Origin of the sequence: Octadecabacter sp. B2R22 (assembly GCF_018861045.1) — a bacterium.
Taxonomy (GTDB): domain Bacteria; phylum Pseudomonadota; class Alphaproteobacteria; order Rhodobacterales; family Rhodobacteraceae; genus Octadecabacter.
Genome location: NZ_JAHKQJ010000007.1, coordinates 788,528 through 801,717, shown reverse-complemented (window position 1 = coordinate 801,717; position 13,190 = coordinate 788,528). Strand labels below are relative to the sequence as shown.

The window sequence follows — 13,190 nt, the reverse complement described above, 5'->3', positions numbered from 1 at the left end:
AACGGAAGAAGGCTCCCGGGTCCGCAATGGCTCGGGAGTTTTCGCTTCTTTTGTTCCTAAATACCTCCGCCGGAGGCGCACATCGGCCACGACTGCAGCGTCTAAGGAATGTCAAAATCTGGTTCGGCGAGGATGAAGCCTTCAAACGAAAAACCCGGGCTCACGGTGCAGCTTACCAAGGTCCAATCGCCCGTCGTTCTGGCTGCCTGCCATGCATTTTTGGGAACGATCCCTTGCGGGCGTTCACCGGCGGCGATGTTAGGGCCAAGAACCGTTTCTGTTTTCGGCCCGTTATCTGTTTGCGAGATACTGAGAACCAGCGGCGCCCCTGAATGGTGGAGCCAGATTTCCACCGCATCGACCCGGTGCCAATGGCTGGCTTCGCCGTCTTTCAACAGGAAATAGATACAGGTGCCGGACGGGCGGCCGTCTGATGTTTCGTCGACCCACGTTTGGCGAAAATAGCCGCCTTCGGGGTGCGGCGCGAGGTCGAGGGCGGTAATGATGTCATCTGCGGTCATAGGGGCAGGCTAGGCGGGTTCGTTCCGAAGGCCAAGGACTGCACACAAAAAAGGCCCCCGCAATTTGTGGGGGCCTTGTGTCTTATGTGTCCGGATTTAGCGCAGGATAGAACGACCAGCGTAAATAGCTGTTTCTTCTAGCATTTCTTCGATGCGGATCAGCTGGTTATACTTTGCCAAACGATCTGAGCGAGACAGGGAGCCCGTTTTGATCTGGCCACAGTTCGTTGCCACAGCGAGGTCGGCGATTGTAGCGTCCTCAGTCTCACCGGAACGGTGCGACATAACATTTGTGAACCGCGCGCGGTGCGCCATATCAACCGCTGTGAGTGTCTCTGTCAGCGTACCGATCTGGTTCACTTTGACCAGCATGGAATTCGCGGATTTCTGTTCGATGCCCATGGCAAGGCGGGCAGGGTTGGTCACGAACAAATCGTCACCGACCAGTTGGATTTTGTCGCCCAAACGTGCGGTCAGAGCAGCCCAACCATCCCAGTCATCTTCGGACATGCCGTCTTCAATTGAGATGATCGGGTAGTCATCGCAAAGCGCCGCAAGGTAGTCGACGTTTTCGGCAGATGTCAGCGAGGCGCCTTCGCCTTTCATTTCGTATTTGCCGTCTTTGTAGTATTCCGTCGCCGCACAATCGAGCGCGAGGTAGATGTCTTCGCCCGATTTGTAGCCAGCTTTGTCGATCGCTTTTAGAATGAAATCAAGTGCATCGCGTGTGGAGTTGATGTTCGGGGCAAAGCCACCCTCATCGCCGATCCCTGTCGACAAGCCAGCAGCAGAGAGTTCTGCCTTAAGCGTGTGGAAGACTTCGGACCCCATGCGGATCGCTTCTTTTACGTTGCTCGCAGAGACGGGCATAATCATGAATTCTTGAATGTCGATCGGGTTGTCGGCATGTTCGCCGCCGTTGATGATGTTCATCATAGGGACGGGCAAAACGCGTGCAGCCGTGCCTCCGATGTAGCGGAACAAGGGTTGAGCTGTGAATTCCGCAGCAGCGTGTGCAACGGCCATGGAAACGCCCAAAATAGCGTTCGCGCCCAAGCGGCCTTTGTTGTCTGTGCCATCGAGCTCAATCATCGCCATATCGATGGCAACCTGTTCAGTCGCATCGAAGCCAAGGATGGTTTCAGCGATCTCACCGTTGACGGCTTCGACGGCTTGCAGCACGCCTTTACCTTTGTAGCGGGCTTTATCGCCGTCGCGCTTTTCAACCGCTTCGTGGACGCCTGTCGATGCGCCTGATGGAACTGCAGCGCGGCCCATTGTGCCGTCTTCGAGTGTGACATCTACTTCAACCGTCGGATTGCCTCGGGAGTCGAGGATTTCGCGGGCGTGAATGTCGATGATGGTGCTCATGGCGTTTTCCTTTGGAAATGTTAGCGCAAACAGAAGGTTCGTTACGAACCCTATAACGGGTCGTGTAACGCTTGGGAAGGGCGGCGCAGTTTGGCCGCTTGGCGGGCTTCGCGTAGGAACGTAAAGACACCCGCACCAATAACGATGGAGACCCCGATTAGGGTCATTGTGTCGGGACGTTCGCCCAGCACCATCATCCCCAGAACCAGGGCGAAAACCATCCGTGTGTAGCGAAACATTGAAATGAATGCCGCGTCGCCTGTGCGGGTCGCGGTGACGATGCTTAGGTAGGCGGCTAGAACGATAAAGACGCAGGCTGCAAGAATGAGGGTATCACTGAACCGAGGGACAACGAGCGCGTCGCCGTCGATCCAACATAATAACAAGCCAGCTGGGATCAGCGCGATGAAGGCATGCATGGCCATATGTGGTCCAGAGATGTCGACATTAACCGCGCGTGTCGCGAGGTCGCGCGCCGCAAGGCAGAGCATCCCCAAAATGCCAAGGACCATGGTGCCTGACATTCCGTCCACTCCCGGTCGGATGATCAACAAAACGCCGCCAAACCCGATCAGAATAGCCGACCAACGTCGCCAACCGACAGTTTGACCCAAGAACAAAACGCCGCCGATAGCGACAACAAGTGGCGTGGCCTGAATGATTGCCGACAAGAGGGACAAATCCATGCGAACAAGTGCCGAGATGAACAACATCGTCCCAAGCACGTCAAACATCGTCCGTTGTAATACGCGCGGGTTTTTATGAGCCGCAACAAAGACAGGCGTCCGTTGTTTCAAGAACCAAACCGCAAAGGCCAGCGCGGCACCGGCGCCCATTACAGTAACGATCTGCCCCGCGGGGACACGACCATCCAACAGCTTGATCAACACATCCTCAATGGCAAACGCCAACATGGAGAATGTCATCAAGGCGGCGCCCTTTAGATTACCCACAGTGTTCCATTCATTTGGTGTCTTCCTTCTTCACACCGTAGAGCTCTAAACGGTGGCCGCGCAGCTCATAGCCGAGCTTGTCGGCGATCTTTTCTTGTAGGGCTTCGATTTCGGCGTCGATGAACTCGATCACTTCGCCGGATTGCAGATCAATCAGGTGGTCATGGTGGTCTCGGTCGGCGGTCTCGTAGCGGGCACGCCCGTCACCGAAATCATGTTTGTCGAGGATGCCGGATTCTTCAAGCAGTTTGACAGTGCGATAGACCGTCGCCAAAGATATCCGCGGATCAGCCGTAGAGGCTCGGGCATAAAGCTCTTCAACGTCAGGGTGGTCGTCCGCGGCCTCCAGAACGCTCGCGATTGTGCGGCGTTGTTCGGTCAGGCGCAGGCCCTTGGCCTCGCAACGAGAAAGAATGGTGTCTGGCATGTCGGCCTCACGGGTATTGATGTGATAAGAACCTGTTACGCCATCGTTTCGGCAGGGGCCAGTGTTGTGATGGGCTAGGGCGCGCGCAATCTAACCCATGTGCCGCCAAGCGGACGCAGCGCCGCGCCTGATCCTAGCTTAAACCGTGCCAGCCCCGCGGCATGGTCGGTGTCTACAGTTCCTAGATCGAAATCCTCATGGCCAAGGGCGGCCAGCCGTTTGGCTGCGGCCCATAACACGGCGCGCGGAGCCTGTAAGGCGTGGCCCGTTGGGGTTGACCAAGCGGTTTGATAGGTCGCCGTTTGTCCATGACGTAGGACCAGACAGGCGGCACAGAGGGTGCCACGATCATAGGCTTCAAACAGCAGTGCATCATTGGGGTTAATCTGTGCAAACGTTGATAACAAAGCGGTCGGATAGGTGCCGTAGCGGCGTTTGCGGGCCAGTGTTTTCGCGGCGGCAAACATCGGGTGTGCGCTGCCGTCCCAAGTCGTTTCCCTGATCCGGACGCCGTGACGCTCTGCTTTTACCAAACGGTTGCGCCACTTGCCGGACATGCCCGCTCGAAGGTCGTCGCGCGTAAGATCCAATTGTGCGATATGGGCCGGGGTCATGATCTGGCGAAACCCGGCCGCGCGATAAGGGCGTTTGCAGGGTGTTTCACCATTTAGGATTTGAACGGGGGTGTCCGCAATATCTGACGGCACCGCCCGTGAGGCAAACATCACCCGACCATACCGCGCAAACCTGCGACGGAGGATGACAGGGGCTACCGACGCGATGTCTGCGCCATAAGCCGTCAAAGCGCGGGCAAATTCGGGGGATTGTTGCAGGGCTGTCATTGGCCCCATTAACGCGCTCTTTACCTAACAGCGCGTTAATGGGGGTATGAAACATTTGCCCGATATCCCCGCACCCCGACTGACACCGCTTGCGCTTGCGGTGGTGGCACTTGTCATCGCGCTGATCGGGGGGGGCGTATTGGCGGTGTTAACCTAGTGTCACCAGTGCATGGCGCTTCTTGCCCGCGCTCAGTTTGACTGGGGTCGCCAGATCATCGGCGCTAACCATGAGGCCTGCGTTGTCCAAAGTTGCGTCATTCATCTTGGCTCCGCCCTCAGAAATCAGGCGCTTTGCTTCTTTGCCGCTGCTTGCAAGGCCAGACTTCACGATCAACTGCACGATCGAAATGCCATCGGCCACGTCTGCCGCATCCAGCGTCAATGTTGGTAAGTCATCCCCGACGCCACCTTTTTCAAAGACTTCCTTTGACGTTTTCGCAGCCGCATCAGCAGCCTCGCGACCATGCAAAAGTGCGGTCACTTCGTTGGCCAGAACGATCTTGGCATCATTGATTTCGGACCCTTCAAGCGCACCCAGACGGTCACATTCCTCAACCGGAAGCTCGGTGTAGAGCTTCAAGAAACGGCCCACATCAGCATCGGTCGTATTGCGCCAGAACTGCCAGAACTCATAGGGGCTGAGCATGTCTGGGTTCAGCCAGATCGCGCCAGACAGGGATTTGCCCATCTTTTTGCCGTCACTGGTGGTCAACAACGGAGACGTCAGGCCGTAAATTTCATGATCCAGCACGCGGCGGGTCAGGTCGATCCCGTTAACGATGTTGCCCCATTGATCGGACCCACCCATCTGCAACAGGCAGCCGTAGCGGCGGTTGAGCTCCAAGAAGTCATAGGCCTGCAAGATCATGTAGTTGAACTCAAGAAAGCTTAGGCTTTGTTCACGATCCAAACGCGATTTCACGGACTCGAAAGACAACATACGGTTGACCGAGAAGTGCTTGCCAATGTCGCGCAGGAAATCGAGGTAATTCAGCTCGTCCAGCCATTCGGCATTGTTCAACATCAACGCCGGTGTGTCTGCCTTGTCGTAATCAATATAGGCCGAGAACACCTGTTTGATGCCCGCGATATTGTCGTCGATCATCTCGGGCGTCAGCAAGGGGCGCTCATCGGCGCGGAAGGACGGATCGCCCACTTTTGTTGTGCCGCCACCCATAAGGGTAATCGGTTGGTGGCCGGTCTTTTGCAGCCAACGCAACATCATGATCTGGATCAGGGACCCAACGTGCAGGGATTTCGCCGTAGCATCAAAACCGATGTAGGCCGGCACTACGCCCGCCGCGAACGCATCATCCAAGCCTTGATAATCCGTGCAATCGGCGAGAAAGCCGCGCTCGATCATGATACGGATGAAATCGGATTTGGGATGGTAGGTCATGGTCAGTTCCTGCTAGCGTTCACTGCAGTCTATAGGGTCCGTTCGGGCAGAGGGAAAGAGCATGTTGAAAGATCAGCAGGTGCGTGTCGTTGGAGCCATGTCTGGCACATCGCTAGACGGGGTGGATGCCGCTGAGATCGTGACAGACGGTCACCGCATACTCGCGTTCAAAGACAGCGCATTTTTACCCTACACAGACATCCAACAAGGGGTGTTGCGCGCCGCTCTTGGTAAATGGGCCGAAGATGATGTCGCGGATGCGTCCGAGCTTGTCGAAACCGTTCATGCGCAAGTGCTATCAGGCTTTGAAAATGCGGATTTGGTTGGTTTTCACGGCCAAACATTGGCCCATGATCCCCAAGGTCTGTTGGGCGCGCCACGTACCCATCAAACGGGTGATGGTGCTATATTGGCCGAGGTACTGGGCAAACCGGTCGTTTGGGATTTTCGCAGTGCGGATGTTCAAATGGGCGGCGAGGGCGCGCCCCTTGCGCCGTTTTACCACTTCGCGCTCGCTAAAAAGATGGACGCAAAGGCCCCACTCGCAATCCTGAACCTCGGCGGTGTGGGCAATGTCACGTGGATCGACCCCAGCCTGCCGCACCCTGACAGCGACGGCGCGTTGTTGGCGTTTGATACCGGTCCGGCCAATGCACCGATCAATGACCTGATGCAGGCGCGACTTGGTCAAGCATATGATAAGAATGGGGAACTCGCCGCGAATGGCACAGTCAATCAAGCTATTGTTGATGACTTTTTGAACCACGCCTATTTTTATCGTATGCCACCCAAATCCCTTGATCGCGATGCCTTTGCGGGGCTGGTCGCTGCCGTTGCACCCTTGGCGGATGCGGACGCCGCCGCGACATTGACCATGGCCTGTGCTGCCTCTGTCGCCCATGGCATGACGTCCTGTCCAACACCCCCAGACCGGATCTATGTCACGGGTGGAGGGCGCAAAAATCCGGTATTGATGGCAATGCTAACGGACGTTTGTTCTTTGCCTGTCGTGCCGATTGAAGACGCAGGGTTTGACGGTGATATGCTCGAAGCGCAGGCTTTTGCGTTCTTGGCCGTTCGGGTTGCCAAAGGCCTGCCGACGTCCGCCCCCGGGACCACAGGCGTTGCGGCCGCCGTGGGTGGTGGAACGCTGTCGCGCCCGTCAGTCTGACGTGTTCAAGTGTTCGGCAATGCCACGCAGCAGGGTGGCGCGATTAACAGGATCGGCCAATTTGTCGTAAACCTCAGTCGCGGCGCGGGCCATTGCTGCGGACTCCGTGGGATGCGCGCGGGCCCATTCCAGCTTTTCGACCACATCCTGCGCGCCTTCCTCCAGTGGCACATAATGAACCCACGGTTTGAACGCGTCAGTGTAGAACAGCTCCCATCCGTCTTCTTCTTTCAAGATCAATGAATTGGATGCCGCAGCTGAGAGAAAGTTTGACCCCGTATCATTGCCAGAAATGCTCAGGACATAGCGGAATTGATGAAACCATTCACGCGGGCGTTTCGCAACTGACATGCCAACGAAAGCGGGCGATTTGGCGAGACGTTTCCATTTGTCTCGCAGGACAAGCCCGACCGCGTAGTCAGGATGATCGCGTAAGGATTTAACAAGGTTATATCGTGGCACGCACATCAAGTCGGCGATCACATCAGCCCATTCGGGGGCGGTGCGCGTTAGATCGAGTGCTTGTGAGCGGATGCCGTAAACGCTGCGCAATGTGCGTCCTTCGGGCGCCAGAACAGGTGACATGCGGCCCGTCATATTGCCAAGCCACACACAGCGGTCGGTCTTGTTTTCAAACGCAATCTTATCCGCTGGGAAACCACCTGACGCCCCCGTTGGCGCCAGGCTGTGATAGGCGGGTAACGGCCAAAGGGTTAGGTTCTTGGCCCCGATCCGACGGTTATATACGACCGTGCGATGGGGCGGCGTGCGATTGTCGGGCGTGCCCAAGAACCGCGCGTCCATCATGTCAATAAACAGAGGTGGTTTGACCCCATGGGCGATCATCTCTGTGAGGGTGCCTTGGGCGCGGTCCAACCCGCTTGAGACATCCGTAAGAATCATTCCGTTCTCGGCCTGAACGAGTCGCGTGGGCTCTGCCATGCGGTTGGCGAAAGTTCCATCGTCTCGCCAATGAACCGCATTGGCGTTTAGCACCTTTGCGACGCCTTTTTTTCCACGTTTTTCTAACGCAAAATCAATTAGATGCTGCGTGAAGCTCGCGTCACTCTTAGGCGCGATCTGCGCCGCCTCGAGGTTTGAAACATACGATAGAACCGTTTCAACGTCGCTGGCGAGCACGTCGAAGTCAGGCAACGCCTCTGCGTGCGCGAGATCGAAGTCTCGTTTCAGAAAGTCATGAATATTTTCAATAGGGTCCGTGGTGACATTAAAGTTAAGGTACCGCCTTTTCCCGCGCAAACGCTCTTTGCAAAACGCTGCATGGGCGTCGTGTTCGGCGGCCCAATGATCGAGTACCTGCGCTTCATTAGTTTTGGCATGCCATGCGCTGGCCACACGGTGGTCGCCACCGTCGGCCAAGAACCTTGCGGTGATCCAATCGGCGGGATCGCGGTGGGTATGGATGAAATAAGCGTCCGGATAGCGGGCAATCAGGAATTCCAGAGTGTCGCGCGGGGTCAAGGCTGGCAAATGACGTTTATCTGTGCGGTAAAGTCCCGAAAATCCGACCGCATTTGGCCACTTCTTGAACGGTTCGCCATCAGTTGCTTGTGCGTAGGCAAGATCAACGGCCAGTTTGCCGCCCATGTAATGGGACCAAGCATACCCGTTGTCCTGAAACAGGGCCGGCAGAATTTTCCCGCCGCTGTGGGGCAGGCCGATCCCAAAGACCAAGGGCCATTTTGCCATGTTTGATTCCCGTCGTTACCTGTTGCGCAGTGTGGCCTGTCCACGGCTGCGCAACAAGGCGATCAGGCGGGAAGGTGAATGTTGAACCGTGCGCGGATCTCTGCGTCGATGGTAGGGTCAAACCGTGCGGCGGAACGTGTCGCGAGGATTTGTTCCTTCTTGGCGATCGTCTGTTCGATCAAATCAGGACGGTCGTTTTCGGCCCATTCTTTCGGGCTCATCCGGTTGCCAAGGGCAGGGTAGACGCAGTCGCGTTCCATATGAGACAGGGTGCGATCGGTGCCAAGGTAATGGCCCGGGCCACCGATGCAAACCTCGGCCATTTGATCCAGCGCGAGGGTCTCATCATTGACTTCAATGCCACGCACACAGCGTTGCGCTTGTCCAATCAGATCATCTGCAAGGATCAGGCTTTCAAGGCAAAAACCCAGCAAAGACGCATGCATTCCTGCGGCTTCATAGATCATGTTGCAGCCGGCGAGACCGGCCATAACATTGGAACACATGGCTTCCCAGCCCGCCTGCATATCGGGCATTTTACTGTCGCTTGCGCCGCCCGCTGCACCACCAGGAACGCCATAAAACGCATGCATTTGGGCGCACCCTGCAGAAAGGAGGGCCTGTTCGCCCGATCCGACAGTCATCGCGCCAGTGCGCAAGTCCAACCCGAACGGCCATGTTCCGAAGACAGCTGGATATCCCGGTGAAATGGCATTGACGTAGACAATTCCGGCTAGGCATTCCGCGCAGGCTTGGGTGATTGCTCCTGCGATGGTGGATGGGGCCGTCGCGCCAGACATGCCTGCGGACAACAGCAACACGGGCATACCGCCCTTGATGCAAATCTCCATGGCTTCGCAGCTTTCGGTGGCAAATTTCATCGGCGGGACGACAAAACAGTTGGACATCGAAATGAAAGGTCGTTCGCGGTATTTTGCCTCACCACCGGCAATGGCATAGGCCATTTCAAGGCATTGCGCCGCGTGGGACGGATCCGAAATCGACGTGCCGACGTGTTTCGTTGTGCCTGAACAACAGGCGTAGATGGTATTCAAATCCATTTCCAAGTTGTCGGTAATATCGCGCGCAACCATAGGGCGCTGTAGGAAGTGTACGTTGTCCAAGGTATCGGTAATTCGGGCAGCGTCATGGATATCCTGCAGGGTGCTTTCGCGGAAATTATTGCCAGCGACGTCGACCACATTAACCGCAGCACCAGCTGTGCCGTAATGAACGCGCTGACCCGAGAGATCGAGGTCATGGCGCGGATCGCGACCGTGCAGTGTCAAGTCTTTGCAAGATTTCGCCAGCATGTCCTCAACCAAGGCACGTGGGAAGCGGATGCGCCCGTCGTCGCCAAGGATCGCACCCGCACCCGTTAGTATTTCAACACCCGAGGCAGGGGCATCCGCCAGACCAATGGTTTCAAGGGCGGTGAGGGCGGCTTCGTGGATTTTAAGGACATCGGCTTCGCTGAGCGGTTTGTAGGTGCCACCTGTCATGCCCGCACGGATCGGGCGCATGTCTTCAGTGAGGGGGGCGGAGCGCATCGCGTGGCGCGCAGCGCGACCACCACTGCGAGAAGGACGGCGGGATGGTGAGGAATCGTTCATGTGAATGGCCTTGTATTGGAGGTCTAAAAGGGGTGGTCAGACCTCTTCAGGGCGTCCACGAGCCGCACGTCCACGCCGTGCGCCAATGGTCACGCAAACGCGTGTAGGCTTGGTGGTTTGGTTGACATCACAACATCTCATAAGGTCAGCGTTGCCCCGAAATTGGGGCGTTTCTATCGCTTTTGCGACCTTTGGTCGTTTTTGGGCAGACCTAAGCGGTCTGCTCTACAGTTTTTCGTTAGAATTTGCCCGTCGTGCCGCCGCCTTCGGACTTTCCGCCGCCTTTAGGGGCTTCAGGGCGCAATTTTGAAATCGTGTAAGGGGTCACGTCCACATGGCCGCAGGACGGGCAGGTGATGCGGGTTTCGCCTGCGCCTTCGGTCTCTAACGTCGCCGCACGCAATACCTCGCGAGATTTTACCAGCCCGGGTTTGCCACAGCTGGAACAAGGCTGCGCTGCAAATTTCGCAGCACTGCGTCGGTTCAGCCCGACGAGGCCTGCAATCCCGGCCACGATCGCGCCAAGGATGTAGTAAAGCGTGCCGCCGGAGCCTTCGGTGGTGTCTGTCGTGGGAGTCGCTGTGTCATTTGCCGCTGGCGGGTCGATCAAGCGCGCAAGCAGACCGTCAACGCCAGCCTCTAGGCCTTGGGCGAAATCATCGTCGCGGAAATGGCCGATGATGTCCTCGGACACCACGAGGTCAACTTGTGCTAGGGCGGCGGCGTCATATCCGCTGCCTGTCTCGATGCGCATAAGCCCATCATCGCGAAACACAAGGATCAGGATGCCGGTGTTGGCCTCGGCGTCGCCGATGCCCCACGTGTTGAACAGGTTTGTGGCGTACTCCGCGATGTCGGTGTTCTGGGCATAAAAGCGCACTGAAGAGAGCGTGACGATCACGACTTCGGTGTCGTGACCGTCTGCAATGTCGGCGAGTTTTTCGATGATCCGTGTTTCGGTGCCAGCATCAATGATGTCGGCGAAATCATTGACGCCGTCGGCTGTGCGGTCTGGGTAAGTTTGGGCGGTAAGTGGGCTGGCGAAAATCAGAGCTGCCAAAACGGCAAATAATCGTATCATTGGAAAAATCCTTAGGTGAGTAATTCGTCCACCTTATCACCGGATATTGATTGCCCAAGTAGGGAAAAACTGCCCCCAGCCGCGCCACCGCCAAACATCTCAAGCGCGGCGTCATGGATCACACGATGTGTTGCGCGTGCCAATGCCGAACCAAGGGACAGCCGTGCCGCCCCCATCGCACCGTAAGAGCGCAGCGTTTCCGCTGTATATACCGGACCCGCGACCAGAACATTCACCGGAGCTGTCACGGAGGCGCAAATGCGAATGACATCGTCGATAGATTTGGGCACAGGTGCATAAAGGCAATCGGCGCCGGCAGCCTCAAAACCCTGAAGTCGGGCAATGGCCTCGTCGATGTCATACGCATCCGTCATGATGCCGTCGGCGCGGGCGGTGAGCACAAAATCGTTTGGCAATGCGCGGGCGGCGGCGGCGGCGGCCTTGATCCGTTCAATCGCAAAAGCCCGATCATATGCATCAGGGGTCGGCAGCTTGATGTCTTCGATACAGATACCAGCCAGACCTGCTTTGCCAGCAAGGCCGACCGTTTCTGCCACGGTATCGGGATCATCGCCCCAACCGTTTTCAAAATCCCCTTGAACGGGAAGGCCGGTCGCCGCGATGAGGTCTTGGGCATGGGCGAGTGCTTCGTCACGAGTCACGCCAAGCCCGTCCGGACGGCCAAGTGTAAAGGCATGGGCGGCAGAACTCGTGGCGATAGCCTGTGCGCCGAGAGATTTCAGCATCTTGGCAGAGCCTGCATCCCAAGCGTTGGCAAGGATGAACGGTTGGCCCGGTTTGTGTAGGTTTCTAAAGGTTGTCATATCGGCGTCCTTTCGTTTCGAATGGGCTGCGCCCCTTCGATCCACTGTGGGCCAGCCCCCAGACCCCCGAGGTATTTATAAAACAAAGGCAAGGGCGGCGTGGTTAGCGGACCTTTGTCGCTGCGAAATCGAGCAAAGTGTGCAGGGCGATGTCGTAGCTGTCATCGTCTACCGTCATAGCTACGCGCACGTGACCAGCGGCTGAGGTGCCAAAGCTTTCGCCCGGCATGGTCGCGATTTGATGCGTGTCGAGAAGGTCATTGGCGAAGTCGAATCCGGACATGCCAGTCGCACGTATGTCGAGCATGGCATACATCGCGCCTTGTGTCGGGCTGGCTTTGACCACGTTTTGGGTTGCAATCAAGCGTTCGGTGATTTCACGGCGACGGGCAAACGGTGCGGAGACTTCGTCTTCTAATGGGGTGCCTTGGCCCAGCGCGAAATGGGCTGCGTCTTGGATATAACCCGGCACGCCATAGGTGGTGTGGGTGGCGAGGTTGATCATATGTTCGATCACCTCTTTGGGGCCACAGACCCAGCCGACGCGGCTGCCTGTCATGGCGTGGCTTTTGGACATGGAGCCGACGACCAATGTGCGTTGCGCCATGTTGGGCAGGGCGCGCGGGCTGATGTGAGTGCCATCCCAGATTTGAGTGTCATAGACTTCATCCGAGATCAGCCAAAGATCATTTGCAATACAAGTGTCCGCAATCGCGGCCAGTGTTTCGAGAGAATAGACAGCGCCCGTCGGGTTGTTGGGCGTGTTGACCAGCAGGCTTGTCGCCCCAGCCGCATTGGCGTTCAGGTCGGCCGCGCTGGGTTGAAATCCGTTTTCGGGACGCGCGGGGATGGATTGCGGGATGGCACCGACGCCGCGGATCGTACCGGGGTAGGTGGCATAATAGGGGTCGATAAACAGGGCGGTGTCGCCTTCGTCGCACACCGCATTGTGGGTCGCGAACAGGGCGGCCTGACCGCCTGGTGTAATCAGGATGTTTTCATGTGTAGTCGGGACGCCGGTGCGTGCCTCTATTCGTTCGGCAACGGCTTTGCGCAGATCAAGCGTGCCAGGGACAGCGGCATAGCCCGTATGACCGCTTTTTGCGCTTTCGTTCATCGCAGTCAGAATGTCAGGGTGTGTGCGGATATCGTGCTCACCGATGGTGAGTTCGATGATCGGTTCACCCTCGGCGACCAAGGCGCGGGCTTTGTAAAAGACTTCCCAGCCGTCCGAGCCGGAGGGGGTGAGATGGGTGATGCGATGTGACAGTTTCATGG

General features: G+C 57.1%; 12 protein-coding genes. 1 reads left to right on the top strand and 11 read right to left on the bottom strand.

What is annotated here, in order from left to right:
• Window positions 1-101 precede the first annotated feature (101 nt).
• From KO486_RS09390 to tyrS, 6 genes are all read right to left on the bottom strand, one after another.
• A complete protein-coding gene (locus KO486_RS09390) occupies window positions 102-521 on the bottom strand; it encodes a cupin domain-containing protein (RefSeq protein ID WP_216036969.1) in 420 nt (139 codons plus the stop codon).
• Between the two features lie 96 nt (window positions 522-617).
• Window positions 618-1,892: a phosphopyruvate hydratase gene (gene eno, locus KO486_RS09385; protein WP_216036968.1), complete on the bottom strand. Its 1,275-nt coding sequence runs from the start codon at window positions 1,890-1,892 to the stop codon at window positions 618-620.
• A gap of 50 nt (window positions 1,893-1,942) precedes the next feature.
• Complete coding sequence (locus KO486_RS09380; protein ID WP_216036967.1) at window positions 1,943-2,845, bottom strand: DMT family transporter; 903 nt, start codon at window positions 2,843-2,845, stop codon at window positions 1,943-1,945.
• 10 nt (window positions 2,846-2,855) lie between these two features.
• On the bottom strand, window positions 2,856-3,272 hold the full coding sequence (locus tag KO486_RS09375) for a Fur family transcriptional regulator (protein ID WP_216036966.1): 417 nt from the start codon (window positions 3,270-3,272) through the stop codon (window positions 2,856-2,858).
• Window positions 3,273-3,346: 74 nt separating this feature from the next.
• On the bottom strand, window positions 3,347-4,114 hold the full coding sequence (locus tag KO486_RS09370) for a GNAT family N-acetyltransferase (protein WP_252734633.1): 768 nt from the start codon (window positions 4,112-4,114) through the stop codon (window positions 3,347-3,349).
• Window positions 4,115-4,262: 148 nt separating this feature from the next.
• Complete coding sequence (tyrS, locus tag KO486_RS09365) at window positions 4,263-5,513, bottom strand: tyrosine--tRNA ligase (RefSeq protein ID WP_216036964.1); 1,251 nt, start codon at window positions 5,511-5,513, stop codon at window positions 4,263-4,265.
• 61 nt (window positions 5,514-5,574) lie between these two features.
• Here tyrS and KO486_RS09360 point away from each other — a divergent pair, with 61 nt between their 5' ends.
• Window positions 5,575-6,684, top strand: a complete 1,110-nt coding sequence (locus KO486_RS09360; protein WP_216036963.1) for an anhydro-N-acetylmuramic acid kinase — start codon at window positions 5,575-5,577, stop codon at window positions 6,682-6,684.
• On the opposite strand, the gene KO486_RS09355 is transcribed toward KO486_RS09360, so the two are convergent.
• The 5 genes from KO486_RS09355 to KO486_RS09335 all read right to left on the bottom strand — a co-directional run bounded on the left by KO486_RS09355 (window position 6,676) and on the right by KO486_RS09335 (window position 13,188).
• The gene (locus KO486_RS09355) at window positions 6,676-8,394 is read right to left on the bottom strand and encodes a glycosyl transferase family 90 (protein WP_216036962.1); all 1,719 of its coding nucleotides are present in this window, start codon (window positions 8,392-8,394) and stop codon (window positions 6,676-6,678) included. The genes KO486_RS09360 and KO486_RS09355 overlap by 9 nt on opposite strands.
• Before the next feature lie 62 nt (window positions 8,395-8,456).
• Window positions 8,457-10,007 carry a trimethylamine methyltransferase family protein gene (locus tag KO486_RS09350; RefSeq protein ID WP_216036961.1) on the bottom strand — a complete coding sequence of 517 codons (1,551 nt, stop codon included), beginning with the start codon at window positions 10,005-10,007 and terminating at the stop codon, window positions 8,457-8,459.
• Window positions 10,008-10,245: 238 nt separating this feature from the next.
• Window positions 10,246-11,088 carry a TPM domain-containing protein gene (locus KO486_RS09345; protein WP_216036960.1) on the bottom strand — a complete coding sequence of 281 codons (843 nt, stop codon included), beginning with the start codon at window positions 11,086-11,088 and terminating at the stop codon, window positions 10,246-10,248.
• 11 nt (window positions 11,089-11,099) lie between these two features.
• Complete coding sequence (locus tag KO486_RS09340; RefSeq protein WP_216036959.1) at window positions 11,100-11,912, bottom strand: isocitrate lyase/phosphoenolpyruvate mutase family protein; 813 nt, start codon at window positions 11,910-11,912, stop codon at window positions 11,100-11,102.
• 103 nt (window positions 11,913-12,015) lie between these two features.
• Complete coding sequence (locus KO486_RS09335) at window positions 12,016-13,188, bottom strand: pyridoxal phosphate-dependent aminotransferase (RefSeq protein ID WP_216036958.1); 1,173 nt, start codon at window positions 13,186-13,188, stop codon at window positions 12,016-12,018.
• Window positions 13,189-13,190 lie beyond the last annotated feature (2 nt).

What these genes read in the sequence shown, in the direction of transcription:
- KO486_RS09390 (WP_216036969.1), bottom strand. Translation starts at nt 521, where the DNA reads ATGACCGCAGATGACATCATTACCGCCCTCGACCTCGCGCCGCACCCC.
- KO486_RS09375 (WP_216036966.1), bottom strand. Translation starts at nt 3,272, where the DNA reads ATGCCAGACACCATTCTTTCTCGTTGCGAGGCCAAGGGCCTGCGCCTG.
- KO486_RS09355 (WP_216036962.1), bottom strand. Translation starts at nt 8,394, where the DNA reads ATGGCAAAATGGCCCTTGGTCTTTGGGATCGGCCTGCCCCACAGCGGC.
- KO486_RS09335 (WP_216036958.1), bottom strand. Translation starts at nt 13,188, where the DNA reads ATGAAACTGTCACATCGCATCACCCATCTCACCCCCTCCGGCTCGGAC.
- KO486_RS09350 (WP_216036961.1), bottom strand. Translation starts at nt 10,007, where the DNA reads ATGAACGATTCCTCACCATCCCGCCGTCCTTCTCGCAGTGGTGGTCGC.
- KO486_RS09340 (WP_216036959.1), bottom strand. Translation starts at nt 11,912, where the DNA reads ATGACAACCTTTAGAAACCTACACAAACCGGGCCAACCGTTCATCCTT.
- tyrS (WP_216036964.1), bottom strand. Translation starts at nt 5,513, where the DNA reads ATGACCTACCATCCCAAATCCGATTTCATCCGTATCATGATCGAGCGC.
- eno (WP_216036968.1), bottom strand. Translation starts at nt 1,892, where the DNA reads ATGAGCACCATCATCGACATTCACGCCCGCGAAATCCTCGACTCCCGA.
- KO486_RS09370 (WP_252734633.1), bottom strand. Translation starts at nt 4,114, where the DNA reads ATGACAGCCCTGCAACAATCCCCCGAATTTGCCCGCGCTTTGACGGCT.
- KO486_RS09345 (WP_216036960.1), bottom strand. Translation starts at nt 11,088, where the DNA reads ATGATACGATTATTTGCCGTTTTGGCAGCTCTGATTTTCGCCAGCCCA.
- KO486_RS09360 (WP_216036963.1), top strand. Translation starts at nt 5,575, where the DNA reads ATGTTGAAAGATCAGCAGGTGCGTGTCGTTGGAGCCATGTCTGGCACA.